This window comes from Brevundimonas diminuta ATCC 11568 (assembly GCF_000204035.1).
Classification (GTDB): Bacteria; Pseudomonadota; Alphaproteobacteria; order Caulobacterales; family Caulobacteraceae; genus Brevundimonas; species Brevundimonas diminuta.
In genome coordinates this window covers 138,516-155,610 of record NZ_GL883086.1, presented here as the reverse complement: position 1 = coordinate 155,610, position 17,095 = coordinate 138,516, and the positions used below count along the sequence as shown (strand labels likewise).

The window sequence follows — 17,095 nt, the reverse complement described above, 5'->3', positions numbered from 1 at the left end:
GGCGCCGCTGGGGCGCCGCCGCCCTGGGACGCCGCAGGCTCTGGCGGAGGCGGCGGCGGTGCGACCGGCTCAGGCCGGACCAGATCGACAATGATGAGCGGCTGTGGCGGCACGAAGGTCGCCTCGGGCCGCCCTACGCCCAAAAGCACAAAGGCGCCGAGGTGCAGAAGGGCCGCCAGCCCCCCTGCGCCCCAGCGCCATTGCTTCATTCGTTTCGGCCGCAACCGTCTCTCCCGCGCAGGCTTCCGAACGCTAACGCTTCAGAAGTCGAGGGGATCAGATCGCGTGTCCGCTCAGGCGTCCAGCGCCGCGTCGATAGCGGCGGCCACGGAGGCGATGTCGCCCATGCCGTCGACCTCGGTCAGCTTGCCCTGGTCTGTATAATAGGGAAGCAACGGCGCGGTCTGGCGGTTGTACACGGCCAGGCGGTCCTTGAAGGTCTCGGGGTTGTCGTCCGCCCGGCCCTGCTCGGCGAAACGCTTGCCGATACGGTCGGTCAGGGCGGCGTCGTCCACCTTCAGACGGATGACGCTGTCGATCTGGGCGCCGCGCTTGGCCAGCATGGCGTCCAGGGCTTCAGCCTGAGCCACCGTGCGGGGGAAGCCGTCGAAGATGGCGCCGCCGGCGGCCTCGGCCTCCGGCAGGCGGGCTTCGATCAGGGCGATGACGATCTCGTCGGTGACGAGGTCGCCGCGCGCCAGCACGTCCTTGACCTTCAACCCCAGCTCCGAGCCGGAAGCGATCGCCGCGCGCAGCATGTCGCCGGTCGAAAGCTGGACCATGCCCCGCTCTTCGACCAGCCGCTTGGCCTGGGTGCCCTTGCCGGCCGCAGGCGGCCCGAACAGGATCAGGTTCATTTTATATTCCGGGCTCCCCTACCCGATCAGCGACGGACAGGAGCGGAACCGCCCCGGCCACGGCCGCGCAACTTGGCCTTCTTGATCAGCCCTTCGTACTGGTGCGCCAGCAGGTGCGACTGGATCTGGGCGACAGTGTCCATCGTCACCGAGACCACGATCAAGATAGACGTTCCGCCAAAGTACAGGCTGTTGCCCAGGCTGCTGACCAGGAACTCCGGCAGAAGACAGACGGCGGTGATGTAGGCGGCGCCGATCACCGTCAGGCGCGTCAGGACATAGTCCAGATACTCGGCCGTACGCTTGCCCGGACGGATGCCCGGCAGGAAGCCGCCGTACTTGCGCAGGTTCTCGGCCGTGTCCTCGGGGTTGAAGGTGATCGAGGTGTAGAAGAAGCAGAAGAAGACGATCAGGACGGCGTACAGGATCATGAACACCGGCTGGCCGTGCGTCAGCTGGGCCGTCACCAGGGGCAGCCAGCTCATCCAGTCCGGCAGGTTCGCATTGGCCGTGAACTGGGCCACCGTCGTCGGCAGCATCAGCAGCGACGAGGCGAAGATGGCCGGGATCACGCCCGCGGTGTTGACCTTCAGCGGCAGGAAGCTGCGCTCGCCGCCCGTCATGCGGTTGCCTTCCTGGCGCTTCGGATACTGGATCAGAAGGCGGCGCTGGGCGCGTTCCATGAAGACGATGAAGACGATGACCGCCACCGCCATGATGGCGATGAACAGCAGGGTGAAGGCCGACATCTGCCCCTGCTGGGCCAGGCCCAGCATCCGCGCCACCGTCGACGGCAGAACCGCCACGATGCCCGCGAAGATGATCAGGGAGATGCCGTTGCCGACGCCGCGCGCCGTCACCTGCTCGCCCAGCCACATCAGGAACATGGTGCCGCCGGTCAGGACGGTGACCGTCGAAATAATGAAGAACAGACCCGGCTGGTCGATCAGGCCCGGCTGGGCGTTCAGGCCCACCGCAATGCCGAAGGACTGGGCCAGGGCCAGGAACACCGTCAGATAGCGGGTGTACTGGTTCAGCTGCTTGCGGCCCGACTCGCCGCCTTCCTTCTTCAGCTTCTCCCACGGCGGATACACCGCGCCCATCAGCTGGACGATGATCGACGCCGAGATGTAGGGCATGACGTTCAGCGCGAACACGGCCATGCGCTCGACGGCGCCGCCCGAGAACATGTTGAACATGTCCAGGATGCCGCGTTGGCCATCCGGGTTCTGGAAGAAGGCCAGGAAGGCCTCACCGTTGATCCCAGGGATCGGAACATAGGTGCCGATCCGATAGACCAGCAGCGCGCCCAGCGTGAACAGCAGGCGCTTGTGCAGCTCGGTCGCTTTCGCGAACGAGCCCATGTTCATATTGGCAGCAAGTTGTTCAGCGGCCGAAGCCATCAGGCGGTCCCCACGACTATGCCCGTCGTCAGATAGGCGGAAAGCGGCGCTCTTGCGAGGGCCGCTTTCGGAAAATCGTCATCCCGGTCCGGACGATCCCGGCGGAGGCGCGAAGGCCGCGCCCCCGACGGGATGACGATATCGGATTTTAGGCCTTGGCGGCGGTGCGCTTGGCGCGAGCCGAGATCTTGTTGGCGTCGCCCTTCGGAGCCTTGGGTTCCGGCACCTTGCCGCGAGCGGCGTTGCGCTTTTCGAGGCGAGCCGCAGCCTTGGCTTCGGCTTCGATGCGCTGCTGGGTGACCGAGCCGCCGGCGGCTTCGATCGCCTTGACGGCGCCCGACGAGGCCGACCACACGACCAGGTTCAGCTTGGCCTTCAGTTCGCCTTCGCCCAGGACGCGCACGCCGTCCTTGACGCGACGGATCACGCCGGCGGCGACCAGGGCCGCGCCGTTGATCTCAGCCTTGGCGTCCAGCTTGCCGGCGTCGACGGCCTCTTGCAGGCGCCACAGGTTGACTTCAGCCAGCTTCGGCGCGTTCGGCACGTTGAAGCCGCGCTTCGGCATACGCATGTACAGCGGCATCTGGCCGCCTTCGAAGCCGCCGATGGCGACGCCCGAACGCGACTTCTGACCCTTGACGCCGCGACCGGCGGTCTTGCCCTTGCCCGAGCCCGGGCCGCGGCCGACGCGCATACGCTTCTTGGCGGCGCCTTCGTTGTCACGGATTTCGTTCAGCTTCATTGCCTGATCCTTTCGGGTTCTAGCGCCAGGTCCGCCAGGCGGTCCTGACTCGGCGTTGGATAAATTGAAGGGCCGCTGATTAAGCGACCCGCGTCAGCATCGCAAGATGCTTCCTTCATAAAGCGAAACGCCCTCCCCCGCGAACGGGAGAGGGCGAACCGTCTTACTTCTCGACCACTTCCACCATGTGAGCGACCTTGGCGATCATCCCACGGACGGAGGGGGTGTCTTCCAGGGTCGACTCACGGCCGATCTGGTTGAGACCCAGGCCCACCAGGGTGGCGCGCTGATCCGACTTGCGGCGGATCGGGCTCGCCGTCTGACGGACGGTCACAGTCTTGTTTTCGGTCTTGGCCATCTATCAGCCCTCCACGGCTTCCGGCGCCGAAGCGCCGTCATTGCGGCGGCCCATCAGGTCGGACACCTTCTTGCCCCGCTTGGAGGCGATCTGGCGCGGCGACGACTGAACCTTCAGAGCTTCGAAGGTGGCGCGGATCATGTTGTAGGGGTTCGACGAGCCGGTCGACTTGCCCACGACGTCCTGGACGCCGAGGGTTTCGAGGACCGCACGCATCGGACCGCCCGCGATGACGCCCGTGCCCGGAGGGGCAGCGCGCATCATGATCTTGCCGGCGCCCCAACGGCCCGAGCCGTCGTGGTGCAGGGTGCGGTTCTCGCGCAGCGGAACCTTGATCATGGTCTTCTTGGCTTCTTCGGTCGCCTTACGGATGGCTTCCGGCACTTCGCGCGCCTTGCCGTGACCGAAGCCGACGCGGCCTTTGCCGTCGCCGACGACCATCAGGGCCGCGAACGAGAACCGGCGGCCGCCTTTGACGGTGGCGGCGACGCGGTTGATGTGCACCAGCTTCTCGATGATGTCCGAATCCGGACCTTCAACGGGAGCGTTGCGGTTGTCGCGACGGTTGCGATCGCCGCCGCCGCGTTGGGGTTCACGAGCCATGCTTGCCGTTCCCTTAGAAGTTCAGACCGGCTTCGCGCGCGGCTTCCGCCAGCGCCTTGACCCGGCCGTGATAGATGTAGCCGCCACGGTCGAAGACGACGTCCGTGACGCCCTTCTCGATGGCGCGCTCGGCGATCAGCTTGCCAATCTTGGCGGCGGCTGCGACGTCCGAACCCTTGGAACCCTTGCCGCCTTCCAGCGACGAGGCGGAAGCCACCGTGATGCCCTGGGCATCGTCGATGATCTGAGCCGAGATGTTCTTGTCCGAACGGAAGACCGACAGACGCAGACGACCATTGGCCACCGCCTTGAGGCGACGACGGGTGCGCTCGGCGCGGCGCTTGGCTTGTTGTTGAAGAGAGAGAGCCATGACTTACTTCTTCTTGCCTTCCTTGCGCCGGACGAACTCGCCCTGGTAGCGCACGCCCTTGCCCTTATAGGGTTCCGGCGGACGCATCTTGCGGATGACGGCGGCGATTTCGCCCACAGCCTGCTTGTCGTTGCCCGAGATCTTGATCTCGGTCTGCTTCGGCACGGCGAAGGTGATGCCTTCCGGCGGAACGATGTCCACGTCGTGCGAGAAGCCGAGCTGCAGCGAGAGATCCTTGCCCTTCAGGGCGGCGCGGTAACCGACGCCGACCAGTTCCAAGGTCTTCTCGAAGCCGTCCGTCACGCCGGTCACCATGTTGGCGACCAGGGTGCGCGACAGACCCCACATGGCGCGAGCGCGCTGGGTGTCCGAACGCGGGGTCAGCGACAGTTCGTCGCCTTCCTGCTTGACTTCGATCTCTTCGGCGACGGTCCAGGAGCGTTCGCCCTTCGGACCCTTCACGGTGATGTCCTGACCGTTGAGCGTGACGGTCACGCCCTTCGGCACAGCGATGGTTTTCTTGCCGATACGAGACATATCAGTAGACCCTGCAGAGGACTTCGCCGCCGACGTTGGCGTCGCGAGCGGCGGCGTCGGACATGACGCCCTTCGAAGTCGAAAGGATCGAGATGCCGAGGCCGTTCTTGACCGGCTTAAGATCGCCGATGGCCGAATAGACGCGACGGCCGGGCTTCGACACGCGGGCGATCTCGGCGATCACCGGCTGGCCGTCGAAGTACTTCAGCTCGATCTCGAACTGCGGAAACTCACCGGGGTTTTGAACCAGCGAGTAGCCGCGGATGTAGCCTTCGTCCTGCAGCACGTCGAGGACGCGCTGACGCAGACGGGAAGCCGGGGTGAGCACCGACGAACGCTTGCGGGTGGCCGCGTTCTTGATGCGAGCGATCATGTCGCTCAGGGGATCGTTGATCATCATGTCTGTTCGCTCCCCTTACCAGCTCGACTTCGTCAGGCCGGGGATCTGACCCATGTTGCCCAGCTCACGCAGGGCGACACGGCTCATCTTGAGCTTGCGGTAGTAAGCCCGCGGACGGCCCGTGACTTCGCAACGGTTGCGAATGCGGGTCGGTGCGGAGTTACGCGGCAGGGCGGCCAGCTTCAGGCGCGCGTCGAAGCGCTCCTCCAGCGGCAGGCTCTCGTCGTTGGCGGTCGCCTTCAGGGCTTCCCGCTTCGCGGCATACTTCGCAACCAGGGCCTTGACGGCTTCGTTGCGGTTTACGGCGCTTTTCTTAGCCATTGTTCTCTTCCCTTCCCGATCAGTTCACGAACGGGAACTTGAACTCGGTGAGGAGAGCCTTGGCTTCCTCATCGGTCTTGGCCGTGGTGCAGACAATGATGTCCATGCCCCACATCTGGTCGATCTGGTCGTAGTTGATCTCCGGGAACACGATGTGCTCCTTCAGACCCGTGGCGTAGTTGCCGCGACCGTCGAACGAAGTGCCCTTCAGGCCCCGGAAGTCCTTCACGCGCGGCAGGGCGATCGTGATGAAGCGGTCCAGGAACTCGTACATCTGGGCGCCGCGCAGCGTGACCTTGCCGCCGATGACCATGCCTTCGCGCAGCTTGAAGCCGGCGATGGAGTTACGAGCCTTGGTCGGCACAGCCTTCTGACCGGCGATGGCCGTCAGATCCTTGAGGGCCGCGTTGGCCTTCTTGGAGTCGGCGACAGCTTCACCGATACCCATGTTCAGGACGATCTTGTCCAGCTTGGGGATCTGCATCTCGTTGGTGTAGCCGAACTTTTCCTTCAGGACGCCGCGGATGCGGTCCTGATAGTCGGTCTTGAGACGCGGCGTGTACTTGGTGTCGGCCATCAGATGACGTCTCCCGTCGACTTGGCGAAGCGGACCTTCTTGTCCCCTTCGACCTTGAAGCCCACGCGGGTCGCCTTGCCGTTGGCGTCGACGATCGCGACGTTCGACAGGTGAAGCGAGGCTTCCTTGTGCTTGATGCCGCCTTGCGGGTCAGCCTGGGTCGGGCGCGTGTGGCGCTGAACCATGTTGACGCCTTGCACGACGACGCGGTTTTCCGTCGGCAGAACCTGCATCACCTTGCCGGTGCGGCCCTTGTCCTTGCCGGTCAGGACGACGACGTTGTCGCCCTTCTTGATCTTGGCGGCCATGGTTACAGAACCTCCGGAGCCAGCGAGATGATCTTCATGTGGTTCTTGGCGCGCAGCTCGCGCGGAACCGGGCCGAAGATACGGGTGCCGACAGGCTCGTTCTGCTTGTTGACGATGACGGCGGCCGACTTGTCGAAACGGATGACAGAGCCGTCCTTGCGCTGGATGTCCTTGGCGGTGCGCACGACGATGGCGCGAACGACGTCGCCCTTCTTCACGCGGCCGCGCGGAATCGCTTCCTTCACCGAGGCGACGATGGTGTCGCCGATCGAGGCGTAGCGGCGCTTGGAGCCGCCCAACACCTTGATGCACATGACCCGGCGGGCGCCCGAGTTATCGGCGACCTCCAGGTTAGTTTGCATCTGGATCATGGGATCCGATCCTTCTTCTTACGAAGCCGAAGACGGGGAAATGATTTCCCAGCGCTTCAACTTGGACTTGGGGGCGCATTCGATGATGCGCGCGATATCGCCGACTTTGAGAGCGTTAGCTTCATCGTGGGCGTGGTAGTTCTTGGACTTGCGGACCGTCTTGCGGAGCAGCGGGTGCAGCAGGGTGCGCTCGACCTTCACGACGACGGTCTTGTCGCCCTTGTCGGAGACGACCACGCCTTCAAGAATGCGTTTGGGCATCGGTGTTTCCTTACGAGGCCGCACGCTTCTCGCGCAGAAGCGTCGAGATGCGAGCGATGTCCTTGCGCACTTCCGAGACCCGGTGGGTCTTTTCCATCTGGCCGGTGGCGGCCTGGAAGCGCAGGTTGAACTGTTCCTTCTTGAGCTTCAGCAGCTCGTCGGACAGTTGGTCGACGGTTTGCGACCGGAGATCGGCGATCTTGGTCATTAGGCGGCTTGCTCCGTAACGATGCCGGCGTCCAGGCGGGTGACCACCTTGGTGCGGATCGGCAGCTTGGCGGCGCCGAGGCGCAGCGCTTCACGAGCCACGTCGTCCGGCACGCCGTCGATTTCGAACATGATGCGGCCCGGGGCCACGCGAGCGGCCCAGTGGTCCACCGCGCCCTTGCCCTTACCCATCCGCACTTCAGCCGGCTTGCCGGAGACCGGCACGTCGGGGAAGATGCGGATCCAGACGCGGCCCTGACGCTTCATCTGACGGGTGATCGCGCGGCGAGCCGCTTCGATCTGACGCGCCGTGATGCGCTCCGGCTCGACGGCCTTCAGACCGTAGGAGCCGAAGTTCAGCGAGAAACCACCCTTGGACGAGCCGTGGATGCGGCCCTTGAAGGCCTTGCGGTACTTGGTCTTTTTCGGTTGCAACATGGCCTATCAGCCCTCACGACCACGGCGCGGACCGCGATCACCGCGGGGGCCGCGCTCACGGCCTTCGTTGGACGACGGACCCGAGGCTTCCTGGGCCCAACGCTTGTCCTGGGCCATCGGGTCGTGCTCGAGCACTTCACCCTTAAACACCCAGACCTTCACGCCGATGATGCCGTAGGTCGTCTTGGCTTCATAGAAGCCGTAGTCGATGTCGGCGCGCAGCGTGTGAAGCGGCACGCGACCTTCGCGGTACCATTCCATACGAGCGATTTCGGCGCCGCCCAGACGGCCCGAGACGTTGATGCGGACGCCCTTAGCGCCCAGGCGCATGGCCGACTGCATCGAACGCTTCATGGCGCGGCGGAACGCGATACGGCGTTCCAGCTGCTGAGCGATGTTCTCGGCGATCAGCTGAGCGTCGGTCTCCGGCTTGCGGACTTCGACGATGTTCAGGTGAACTTCGCCTTCGGTGCGGGCCGAGATGTCCTTGCGGAGCTTCTCGATGTCAGCGCCCTTCTTGCCGATCACGACACCCGGACGGGCGGCGTAGATCGTCACGCGGCACTTCTTGTGGGGGCGCTCGATGATGATGCGCGACACGCCGGCGGCCGACAGGCGTTCCTTCAGCCACGTGCGCAGCTTCAGATCCTGGTGGAGCAGTTTGGCGTAGTCAGCGCCGCCGGCGAACCAGCGGCTGTCCCACGTGCGGTTCACGCCGAGGCGCAGACCGATCGGATTGATTTTCTGTCCCATCAGGCAGCCTCGCCGGCTTCACGGACCACGATCGTGATCTCGCTAAAGGGTTTCAGGATGCGCGAGGAGCGACCGCGAGCGCGGCTCGCGAAACGCTTCATCACCAGGTTCTTGCCCACGAAGGCCTCGGCGACAACCAGGTTGTCGATGTCGAGGTTGTGGTTGTTCTCGGCGTTCGAGATCGCCGAGTACAGAACCTTGCGGACATCGCCAGCGATGCGCTTGTGGCTGAATTCCAGCTCGTTCAGCGCCTTCTGGACCGGCAGACCGCGGATCGACGCGGCCACCAGGTTCAGCTTCTGCGGGCTGATGCGGACGTTGACCAGCTTGGCGCGGGCCTCGGTCGCTTCAACGCGACGGGGGTTCTTGGTCTGGGCCATGGATTATTTCCTCTTGGCCTTCTTGTCCGCCGCGTGGCCCGGGAAGTTCCGGGTCGGGGCGAACTCGCCGAACTTCATGCCGACCATTTCTTCGGAGACCGACACCGGCACATGCTTCTGGCCGTTGTGGACGCCGAACGTCAGACCGACGAACTGCGGCAGGATGGTGGAGCGGCGCGACCACGTCTTGATCACGTCCTTGCGGCCCGACGATTGAGCGGCGTCGGCCTTCTTGAGCAGATACCCGTCGACAAACGGGCCTTTCCAGGAGGAGCGGGCCATTCTTAGCGAGCCTTCTTCACGTGACGGCTACGGATGATGAACTTATCCGTGGCCTTGTTCTTGCGGGTACGGGTGCCCTTGGTGTCCTTGCCCCACGGCGTAACCGGGGTGCGACCACCAGAGGTCCGGCCTTCACCACCACCATGCGGGTGGTCGATCGGGTTCATGGCGACGCCGCGGACGTGCGGACGCCAGCCCATGTGACGCTTGCGGCCCGCCTTGCCCAGGTTCTGGTTCATGTGCTCGGGGTTCGACACGGCGCCGACAACGGCCATGCAGCCGTCCAGAACCATGCGAAGCTCGCCCGAGCCCAGACGGATCTGAGCGTAGCCCTGGTCGCGACCAACCAGTTGAGCGTAGGCGCCGGCCGAACGGGCCAGCTGAGCGCCCTTGCCCGGCTTCATCTCCACGTTGTGGATGATGGTGCCGACGGGGATCGAGCGCAGCGGCATGGCGTTGCCCGGCTTCACGTCGACCTTCTCACCCGCAACGATGGTGTCGCCGGCATGAAGGCGCTGAGGCGCGATGATGTAGGTCTTCTCGCCGTCCGGGTAGACAACCAGGGCGATGAAGGCGGTGCGGTTGGGGTCGTATTCCAGACGCTCGACCGTGCCGACCACGTCGAACTTGCGACGCTTGAAATCGATCTTGCGGTACAGCTTCTTGGCGCCGCCGCCGCGGAAGCGGACAGCGATGCGACCGCCCTGACCACGACCGCCCGACTTGGTCAGGCCTTCGGTCAGCGACTTCTCCGGGCGGCCTTTGTGCAGCTCGGAACGGTCGACCAGCACCAGGGCGCGGCGGCCCGGCGACGTCGGATTGTAATGCTTCAGAGCCATCTTCTTAGAGCCCCGTCGTGACGTCGATCGACTGGCCTTCGGCCAGCGTCACGATCGCTTTCTTGATGTCCACGCGACGGCCCAGGATGCCCCGGAAGCGCTTGGTCTTGCCCTTTTGAACCAGGGTGTTGACCTTGAGGACGTTGACTTTGAACAGGCTTTCGACCGCAGCGGCGATCTCGTCCTTGGTCGCCGTGCCGGCGACGCGGAAGACGACCTTGTTCTGCTCCGACAGGATCGTGGCCTTCTCGGTGATCACCGGAGCCAGGATGGTGTCGTAGTGCTTGGCGGTGGGTTGAGCGGCGGCCATTATGCGGCTTCCTTCTCAGCGAAGCGCGCCTCGATGGCTTCAACAGCCGCCTTGGTCAGCACCAGTTTGTCGGCCCGCAGGATGTCATAGACGTTCAGGCCGGCGTTCGGCAGCACGTCGATGTGCGGGATGTTGCGCGCGGCCAGGCCGAAGTTGGTTTCAACTTCCGGACCCGCGATGATCAGAGCCTTGGTCCAGCCCAGCTTGCCGAAGGTCTCGCGCAGCGAGGCCGTCTTGGCTTCCTTGACCGAGACGCTGTCGACGACGACCAGGTCGCCGGCCTTGGCCTTGGACGACAGGGCGTGACGCAAAGCCAGGGCGCGGACCTTCTTCGGCAGCGAGTAGCCGTGGTCGCGGACAACCGGACCGAAGGCGCGCGAACCGCCGACGAACTGCGGCGCACGGCGCGAACCGTGACGAGCGCCGCCGGTGCCCTTCTGCTTGTACATCTTCTTGCCCGTACGAGAGTTCTCGTTGCGGGTTTGAACCTTGTGCGTACCGGCGCGGCGCTTGGCCAGCTGCCAGTTGACGTAACGGGCCAGCAGGTCGCCGCGGATGTCGGAGATGCCGAAGACGGCGTCCGACAGCTCAACGTCGCCAGCAGCCTTGCCGTCGAGTTTGATGACCGAGAGTTTCATTACGCTTCACCGCCTTCGGTCGCTTCCACGGCCGGCGCTTCAGCCGGGGTCGAAGCGGGTTGAGCAGCGGCCGACTTCACGGCGCCCGGGAACGGGGCGTCCGCAGGACGGGCCTTCTTGATGGCGTCGCTGATCTTGACGTAGGCGCCGTCGTGACCCGGGACAGCGCCCTTGATCAGGATCAGGCCACGTTCAGCATCGACGCGGACGACGGTCAGGTTCTGGGTCGTGACGACTTCCTGGCCCAGATGACCAGCCATCTTCTTGCCCTTGAAGACCTTGCCCGGATCCTGACGCTGGCCGGTCGAACCATGCGAACGGTGCGAAATCGACACGCCGTGCGAGGCGCGCAGACCACCGAAGTTCCAGCGCTTCATGGCGCCGGCAAAGCCCTTACCAATGGTATGGCCCTGGATGTCGACCTTCTGGCCCGCGAGGAAGTGGTCGGCCGACAGTTCGGCGCCCACGTCCAGCAGGGCGTCTTCACCCACGCGGAACTCGGTTACATAGGCCTTAGGCTCGACCTCGGCCTTCGCGAAGACTTCGCGTTGAGCCTTGGCCGTGTTCTTGGCCTTCTTAACGCCAGCGCCCAGCTGAAGGGCGACGTAGCCGTCGCGCTCCTTGGTACGTTGGCCGACGACTTGGCAGCCGTCGAGCTGGAGCACAGTGACCGGAACGTGTGCGCCGTCATCGGCGAACACGCGAGTCATCCCCAGCTTCTTGGCGATCACGCCCGTGCGCATGTCGGATCCCGCCTCTTTCTTTCTTAGATCTTGATCTCGACGTCCACGCCGGCGGACAGGTCGAGCTTCATGAGCGCGTCCACGGTCTGCGGGGTGGGGTCGACGATGTCGAGCACGCGCTTGTGCGTGCGGATTTCAAACTGCTCGCGCGACTTCTTGTCGACGTGCGGCGAGCGGTTCACGGTGAACTTTTCGATCAGGGTCGGCAACGGGATCGGACCGCGAACGGTCGCGCCCGTGCGCTTGGCGGTGTTGACGATTTCGCGCGTCGAAAAGTCGAGGACGCGATGATCGAAGGCCTTGAGCCTGATGCGGATGCTTTGATCCATATCGGTTGTTATTCCCATGCGGCCGGAGCCGCGTCCCTGTGAACCATTTCAAAGACCGAAGCCTCAGAGCGATAACTCGCCCCCAGGAAACGCAAATCCGCAAAAACGAGCGGCCCACGCAGTCCCCCGCGAAGGCCGTAAGTTCCCAAGAAGCTGCAAAGAACAGTAACTTAGGTCGTCCCTGCGGACCGCGTCTGCACCCGAAAGTGCACAGCCGGTCCAACAAGAGGGGTGCTTATGCCTTCCGATTCCGTTTCCGTCAAGCGCGGAAATCCCCGCCCCGTCAGGGTTTGCGACTCACGCCGCCCACACCCCTCTTCGCCCGCTGCAATGCAACATAACACGGGCCGACCGTTAGGGTCTGAGGCGGGAAAACGGCCAGATGAACGCCGCAGAAAGGCGCCGCCGCAATGCGCTCCGTATACTGACGCAGTTATGCCTTAATGCGTCTCTTTTGGGCAACATCAGCCAATGACGACGAGTTCATGACACGTTTGTAACGGCAAAAGGCAAAAGGGCGACCTATGTGTTGCCCATCGCCGGAGCGGCCAAGCTGTCCCGGCGGCAGTATATAAGGACAAAAAAATGAAAACCGTCTTTCTCGCTTCGGTCGCCGCCGCGACCCTGATCGCCGCTCCCGCCTTCGCTCAAGACGCCATCGGCTCGGTCGGCATCGCCTACAACTACGCCGACGTCGAAGGCACGGACGTCAACCGCGGCGTCATCGACGGCACGGTCGCTTCGTCGGTGTTCGGCGACTGGACCGTCACCTTCAACGCCGAAGCCGCCTACACCGACGTCAAGCACGCCGGCGACGAAACCACCCTGGCCGGCGCCGTGCACCTGTCGAAGAAGATCGACGACATGCGCTTCGGCGGCTTCTACGGCGCTTCGGAATTCGGCAACACCACGCTGAACACCTTCGGTCTGGAAGGCCAGAAGTACCTGGACCGCGCCACCCTGACGGGCGTCGTCTCGTACGGCACCGCGGCTGACGCCGACATCTGGACCGTGGCCGGCGACGCCGCCTTCTACGCCACGCCGCAACTGCGCCTGAGCGGCGGCGCCGCGTACACCAACGTCGACGCCGACAACATCTTCATCGGCGCCGGCGACGTGGACGCCTGGTCGGCCGGCGTGGCTGCTGAGTACCAGTTCGCCGACACCCCGTACTCGGTCTTCGGCGGCTACGACTACGTCAAGTCCTCGGACCTGGACGTCGACGCCAACGTCTTCAAGATCGGCATGCGCTACAGCTTCGGCGGCGGTCTGCAAGCCCGCGACCAAGCCGGCGCCAACCTGGGCCGCACGCACAACGGCGTGGCCGCCCTGTTCGGCAACTAATCGATCTTCGCGGTCTTCGGACCGCACGGATCAATGAAACCCCGGCGGAGCAATCCGCCGGGGTTTTTGTTTGCCCGCACCTCATGCCTCCAGGCACGAAAAAGGCCCGAGGGGTTCCACGCTCCCGGGCCTTCTCCTTCAGGGGCTTGTCGGCGTCAGCGGCCGATGCGCAGATCCCCTGATCCCACGATCGAGCGCGAAACCGCGCCCGTGGCCTGGGCCACACGCACGTCGCCCGATCCGGCGATGGCCGCCGAGACGTCGCCCGCCGTTCCGCCGAAGTTTACGTCGCCGGAGCCGCCGATCGAGACCTCCAGGGTCGAGGCGCGGCCGCCGCGCACCCGCACGTCGCCGGATCCGCCGATGGCGATGCGGGTCTCGCCGTCCACACGCGCCACATCAATGCTGCCTGAACCGCCTACGCTGGCGTCCAGCTTGCCCGTGGCGCCGGCGAAGACCGAGCCGGACCCGCCCACAGCGGCCTCCAGATTGCGCGACGTGCCGGCCCTGATCGAGCCCGAACCGCCGACCGACAGATCCACGTCGCCGTCGACATTGGCCACCGTCCAGGAACCGCAGCCTCCATTGCCCAGCTCGACGGACCGGGCGCCGCGGCCGACCGAACCGAAGATGGCGCCGCCGCCGCTGACCTCGACGTCGCGCGGCGTGCGCAGGACGATCAGAGGAGCGTCCTCCATGCGGATTCGCCCCTTGCCCCGCACCTCGACCGTCGCGCCTTCGCCCGGCTGGCGCGCGCCTGCGGGACCGTTGTTGCAGGAGCCGATCTGACCGCCGTTGAAGCTCATGCCGCGCCCGCGCCCCAGACCGCCGTCGATGCGGACCTGCGCGCCTCGGCGTTCGATGCGAAGCGCCGGCAGGCCGGCCGAGCCTTGCGTGATCTCGACGCCGACGTCGGAACGGTCTTCCGGGATGACGATGACGCGCGCCACGGCGTTGCGGATCGTCACGTCCTCAGCCATGGCCGGCGCCGCCAGAACGGCGGATGCAGCCAACGCGCTTCCCATGGCGGCGGCGATTGCAGCGGGTTTCATCAGCGGGTCTCCCTGTCTTTGTGTCCAGGAGAAACTGAGGGCCGCGCCCCGCAAAGTCAGTTTAAATCGAGGTCATGAACCCCTTTTAACCTAAGGCCCCCTCAGGCGGCGGAACCGTCTGCACGATCGGGAGCCAAGGCCGCAGCGCCATCCGTCGCGCCGACAGCGGGTTCGAAATCCCGCTCGAACGTGGCGATGCGGCTCTTCATCAGGCCTGTGCGCTTCAGCGCCACCGACGCGGCCCACCGTGCGGCCAGCTCGGGCTTGCTCATGCGGTCCGTGGCGCGCGGCTCCCCTCCCCGGCTACGCAGGAAGGCGTTGGTGTAGAGGGCGCCGTTGCGGATGCGCGACGGCCAGCTCTGGAACTCCACCGACAGGGAGACGCAGAACCGATCCAGGTTCTCGACCCGATGCGGCGCATAGAAGGGCCAGGTCAGCGCCTGTCCCGGCTCAAGGTCGACGATGCGGGCGTCGTCCTCGAAGGCGCGGCGATAGGGAATCTCTTCGGTCGTCTGACGGGTGACGACCTGCTCCATGCTGCGTTCCGGCAGATGGGCTTCGTCGCCCGGATAGACGAACAGGCGTTTGCGCCCGCGCATGTGGAACAGCACCACCCCGCCGGCATCGAAATGATAGGGCACGCGCGCCTTGGGCGACGACAGGATCAGTTGCCCGCTGGCGCTGGCCGCCTTCAGACCATAACCGCCGAGGATGCGCTCGAAGTCGACCATGGCCGCGCGCCACAGCTCGGGCCAGCCCTGTTCGACCTTGCGCATATTGACCCACAGACGGCCCTGCTGGATCGCCTCCAGCAGTTCGGCGCCGTTCAGGCGTCCGCGCGCGCCGGTCCGCAGGCTGACCTGCCCCTCGTCGTCGTAGTCATACAGGTTGATGTCGAACAGGTCGGCCGGATAGCGGTCCAGCACCTCGGCCAGGGCCTGATCCTCGGCGAATCCGTCGGCGACCAGGGCATGAGGGTGGACCTCGGCCTGGGTGATCGGGCCCGCGTAGCGCGTCATGGAAGCCGTCATACCGCTCTCCTCATCAATCGGCCGAGCCGGCCGCTTTTTGTTTCCGGACCATGTCGGCGGCGGCGCGCAGCGCGCCCGCTGCCTGACCGGCCAAACTTGTCTCACACGCCTCGATCACGGACCAACGCCGCTGCGTGCTGAGACGCAGCCGGCCCGCCCGCGCGTGACCGAGCACGCCCAGGGCCGCGCTGGCCGTCGCGCACGCCGCGTTGCCGACGCCTGGTCGAGCCACAACGCCTTCGGCGGTCACAAGGCCCCCGTCGTCGTAGTATTTCTTGTAGTTGCCGCCGACGCCGACGCCGTAATCAAAGATGCGATAGCCGCGTTCCGAGCCCAGCCGAATCGTCTCCTGCGTCAGCACGATGCCGGGCGACCAGCGCGCCACCTCCTGCTCATAGACCGGGAACCACAGGTGGAAATGACGCCCAGCGTGCATGGAATACTCCATGGCGACAACCCGCCCGTCCACGCGCAGCACAGCCATGGAGGCGCCGAAGCCGTCCTCGCCCTGGCAGTCCATCAGGGCGTGAAGCACCTGTTCCGTCCACCCGCAGGCGAAGATGTCGTGATGTCCCGTGCGCCGGTACTGTTCGCTCTTCTCGATGATCAGGCGTTTGAGCAGGGCGTGGTCATGCAGGCCGATCTCGATCTCGACCGCTCTGAACGCACCGTCCAGACCACGACGAGAGCGCTCCTTGTCCTTAAAGTATTTCGGGAAGGCCTTCCGACGCCGGGCGTACCAGGCGTCGAATCCGCCCTCCTCAGGCACCACAGAAACCACGCTGTGATTGCGCCGCATCGTCTGCGGCGCCTCGCCGATCCAGGCGGCGGCGGCGAAGCGGGGCGCGCCGATCAGGGCCGCCGCCTCCTGCATCGAAGGCTTGTCGTCACGCGGACCAATAACGCCATGATAGTCGTTCATGGGCGCGGCCAGAGGCTGAACCGTCCCGCCTCGGCGCTGATGCGGATAATAGCCGACGACGCGGCCGTCCCGTTTGAAGACGGCGACTGCCGAACCGGGACAGATCGGCCCGGCCGTCCGTGCGAACTCCCAACGGAAATACGGGCTGCTCAGATCCGGGTCCGCACGCGCCCACCTGTTCCATTGGACGCCCTCCTCAGCCGACAGCTCGGCGAGGTTGCGGATTTCTACTGATAGTGGTCCCGACATGACGCTCCCTTCGGAACGTTCCCAGCAAGTCCCGTTCCAACGCCCGCTCATACGACCAAGCCCTTGAGGCCGGGTTAGCGTTCGGCCCCTTGCACAAAAGATCGGAGCTTCGCCGCCCACACCGCATTGAACTCCTTCAGGAGGTTCATATGACGAAACCACGCCCCAAGAGCCGCGAAACCGAGAACGAGAACCAGCGTCCCGACAAGGAGGGCAGTCCGCCTCGCCCAGCTACGGAGCCCAAGGGCGCCGAGGGCAGCAGCAACTCGGGCCGCACGGAAACCGATCCCGCGACCGGCGCGCCGAACGACTGAAAGCAAAACGGCCCCCGGATTTCTCCGGGGGCCGCTCTGTTACGCTTACGCTACTCTTACTGTGCGGCTCGAAAGCCGCCCGTCGATATTACTCGACGATCTTGGCCCCGGCGGGAGCGAGCTCCCGCCTAGGCTTTAGTCTCGCGTGGCGAGGAT

The 17,095-nt window shown here is 65.0% G+C and carries 28 protein-coding genes; 2 read left to right on the top strand and 26 right to left on the bottom strand.

The window, feature by feature from the left end:
• Positions 1 to 293: 293 nt before the first annotated feature.
• From BDIM_RS04545 to rpsJ, 23 genes are all read right to left on the bottom strand, one after another.
• Complete coding sequence (locus BDIM_RS04545) at positions 294 to 857, bottom strand: adenylate kinase (protein WP_003164388.1); 564 nt, start codon at positions 855 to 857, stop codon at positions 294 to 296.
• A gap of 26 nt (positions 858 to 883) precedes the next feature.
• A complete protein-coding gene (secY, locus tag BDIM_RS04540) occupies positions 884 to 2,260 on the bottom strand; it encodes a preprotein translocase subunit SecY (protein WP_003164387.1) in 1,377 nt (458 codons plus the stop codon).
• Positions 2,261 to 2,408: 148 nt separating this feature from the next.
• A complete protein-coding gene (gene rplO / locus BDIM_RS04535) occupies positions 2,409 to 3,002 on the bottom strand; it encodes a 50S ribosomal protein L15 (protein ID WP_003164385.1) in 594 nt (197 codons plus the stop codon).
• A 163-nt stretch (positions 3,003 to 3,165) separates the two neighbouring features.
• On the bottom strand, positions 3,166 to 3,360 hold the full coding sequence (gene rpmD, locus BDIM_RS04530) for a 50S ribosomal protein L30 (RefSeq protein WP_003164384.1): 195 nt from the start codon (positions 3,358 to 3,360) through the stop codon (positions 3,166 to 3,168).
• Between the two features lie 3 nt (positions 3,361 to 3,363).
• On the bottom strand, positions 3,364 to 3,963 hold the full coding sequence (gene rpsE, locus BDIM_RS04525; protein WP_003164383.1) for a 30S ribosomal protein S5: 600 nt from the start codon (positions 3,961 to 3,963) through the stop codon (positions 3,364 to 3,366).
• 13 nt (positions 3,964 to 3,976) lie between these two features.
• Entirely contained in the window at positions 3,977 to 4,333 is a 357-nt protein-coding gene (rplR, locus tag BDIM_RS04520; RefSeq protein WP_003164382.1) for a 50S ribosomal protein L18, read from the bottom strand.
• Between the two features lie 3 nt (positions 4,334 to 4,336).
• Entirely contained in the window at positions 4,337 to 4,870 is a 534-nt protein-coding gene (gene rplF / locus BDIM_RS04515) for a 50S ribosomal protein L6 (RefSeq protein ID WP_040345018.1), read from the bottom strand.
• Between the two features lies 1 nt (position 4,871).
• On the bottom strand, positions 4,872 to 5,270 hold the full coding sequence (rpsH, locus tag BDIM_RS04510; protein ID WP_003170021.1) for a 30S ribosomal protein S8: 399 nt from the start codon (positions 5,268 to 5,270) through the stop codon (positions 4,872 to 4,874).
• Between the two features lie 15 nt (positions 5,271 to 5,285).
• Positions 5,286 to 5,591, bottom strand: a complete 306-nt coding sequence (gene rpsN / locus BDIM_RS04505) for a 30S ribosomal protein S14 (protein ID WP_003164381.1) — start codon at positions 5,589 to 5,591, stop codon at positions 5,286 to 5,288.
• Between the two features lie 19 nt (positions 5,592 to 5,610).
• Positions 5,611 to 6,168, bottom strand: coding sequence for a 50S ribosomal protein L5 (rplE, locus tag BDIM_RS04500; RefSeq protein WP_003164380.1), 558 nt, complete (start codon positions 6,166 to 6,168; stop codon positions 5,611 to 5,613).
• On the bottom strand, positions 6,168 to 6,476 hold the full coding sequence (rplX, locus tag BDIM_RS04495; protein ID WP_003164379.1) for a 50S ribosomal protein L24: 309 nt from the start codon (positions 6,474 to 6,476) through the stop codon (positions 6,168 to 6,170). The genes rplE and rplX overlap by 1 nt, the downstream gene beginning before the upstream one ends.
• A 2-nt stretch (positions 6,477 to 6,478) precedes the next feature.
• Positions 6,479 to 6,847, bottom strand: coding sequence for a 50S ribosomal protein L14 (rplN, locus tag BDIM_RS04490; protein WP_003164378.1), 369 nt, complete (start codon positions 6,845 to 6,847; stop codon positions 6,479 to 6,481).
• An 18-nt stretch (positions 6,848 to 6,865) separates the two neighbouring features.
• Entirely contained in the window at positions 6,866 to 7,108 is a 243-nt protein-coding gene (gene rpsQ, locus BDIM_RS04485; protein WP_003164377.1) for a 30S ribosomal protein S17, read from the bottom strand.
• A gap of 10 nt (positions 7,109 to 7,118) precedes the next feature.
• On the bottom strand, positions 7,119 to 7,316 hold the full coding sequence (gene rpmC / locus BDIM_RS04480) for a 50S ribosomal protein L29 (RefSeq protein WP_003164376.1): 198 nt from the start codon (positions 7,314 to 7,316) through the stop codon (positions 7,119 to 7,121).
• Entirely contained in the window at positions 7,316 to 7,753 is a 438-nt protein-coding gene (gene rplP, locus BDIM_RS04475) for a 50S ribosomal protein L16 (protein WP_003164375.1), read from the bottom strand. The genes rpmC and rplP overlap by 1 nt, the downstream gene beginning before the upstream one ends.
• A 6-nt stretch (positions 7,754 to 7,759) precedes the next feature.
• On the bottom strand, positions 7,760 to 8,506 hold the full coding sequence (gene rpsC, locus BDIM_RS04470) for a 30S ribosomal protein S3 (protein ID WP_003164374.1): 747 nt from the start codon (positions 8,504 to 8,506) through the stop codon (positions 7,760 to 7,762).
• Positions 8,506 to 8,886, bottom strand: a complete 381-nt coding sequence (gene rplV, locus BDIM_RS04465) for a 50S ribosomal protein L22 (RefSeq protein WP_003164373.1) — start codon at positions 8,884 to 8,886, stop codon at positions 8,506 to 8,508. Before rplV ends, rpsC begins: the two co-directional genes overlap by 1 nt.
• Before the next feature lie 3 nt (positions 8,887 to 8,889).
• Complete coding sequence (gene rpsS / locus BDIM_RS04460) at positions 8,890 to 9,168, bottom strand: 30S ribosomal protein S19 (protein ID WP_003164372.1); 279 nt, start codon at positions 9,166 to 9,168, stop codon at positions 8,890 to 8,892.
• Positions 9,169 to 9,170: 2 nt separating this feature from the next.
• Complete coding sequence (rplB, locus tag BDIM_RS04455) at positions 9,171 to 10,007, bottom strand: 50S ribosomal protein L2 (protein WP_003164371.1); 837 nt, start codon at positions 10,005 to 10,007, stop codon at positions 9,171 to 9,173.
• A gap of 4 nt (positions 10,008 to 10,011) precedes the next feature.
• A complete protein-coding gene (locus BDIM_RS04450) occupies positions 10,012 to 10,317 on the bottom strand; it encodes a 50S ribosomal protein L23 (protein ID WP_003164370.1) in 306 nt (101 codons plus the stop codon).
• The gene (gene rplD / locus BDIM_RS04445; RefSeq protein WP_003164369.1) at positions 10,317 to 10,955 is read right to left on the bottom strand and encodes a 50S ribosomal protein L4; all 639 of its coding nucleotides are present in this window, start codon (positions 10,953 to 10,955) and stop codon (positions 10,317 to 10,319) included. Before rplD ends, BDIM_RS04450 begins: the two co-directional genes overlap by 1 nt.
• Positions 10,955 to 11,698 carry a 50S ribosomal protein L3 gene (gene rplC, locus BDIM_RS04440; protein WP_003164368.1) on the bottom strand — a complete coding sequence of 248 codons (744 nt, stop codon included), beginning with the start codon at positions 11,696 to 11,698 and terminating at the stop codon, positions 10,955 to 10,957. The genes rplD and rplC overlap by 1 nt, the downstream gene beginning before the upstream one ends.
• Before the next feature lie 23 nt (positions 11,699 to 11,721).
• Positions 11,722 to 12,027 carry a 30S ribosomal protein S10 gene (rpsJ, locus tag BDIM_RS04435; protein WP_003164367.1) on the bottom strand — a complete coding sequence of 102 codons (306 nt, stop codon included), beginning with the start codon at positions 12,025 to 12,027 and terminating at the stop codon, positions 11,722 to 11,724.
• A gap of 585 nt (positions 12,028 to 12,612) precedes the next feature.
• Here rpsJ and BDIM_RS04430 point away from each other — a divergent pair.
• Entirely contained in the window at positions 12,613 to 13,371 is a 759-nt protein-coding gene (locus BDIM_RS04430; protein WP_003164365.1) for an outer membrane protein, read from the top strand.
• A gap of 155 nt (positions 13,372 to 13,526) precedes the next feature.
• Here BDIM_RS04430 and BDIM_RS04425 read toward each other — a convergent pair whose 3' ends face one another.
• The 3 genes from BDIM_RS04425 to BDIM_RS04415 all read right to left on the bottom strand — a co-directional run bounded on the left by BDIM_RS04425 (position 13,527) and on the right by BDIM_RS04415 (position 16,625).
• Positions 13,527 to 14,423 carry a GIN domain-containing protein gene (locus tag BDIM_RS04425; protein WP_003164364.1) on the bottom strand — a complete coding sequence of 299 codons (897 nt, stop codon included), beginning with the start codon at positions 14,421 to 14,423 and terminating at the stop codon, positions 13,527 to 13,529.
• A gap of 101 nt (positions 14,424 to 14,524) precedes the next feature.
• Entirely contained in the window at positions 14,525 to 15,454 is a 930-nt protein-coding gene (locus BDIM_RS04420; RefSeq protein ID WP_003164363.1) for a cupin domain-containing protein, read from the bottom strand.
• Between the two features lie 13 nt (positions 15,455 to 15,467).
• On the bottom strand, positions 15,468 to 16,625 hold the full coding sequence (locus tag BDIM_RS04415; RefSeq protein ID WP_040345012.1) for a GNAT family N-acetyltransferase: 1,158 nt from the start codon (positions 16,623 to 16,625) through the stop codon (positions 15,468 to 15,470).
• Positions 16,626 to 16,774: 149 nt separating this feature from the next.
• Between BDIM_RS04415 and BDIM_RS17835 the strand changes: the two genes are divergently transcribed.
• Complete coding sequence (locus BDIM_RS17835; protein ID WP_003164362.1) at positions 16,775 to 16,939, top strand: hypothetical protein; 165 nt, start codon at positions 16,775 to 16,777, stop codon at positions 16,937 to 16,939.
• Positions 16,940 to 17,095: the final 156 nt, after the last annotated feature.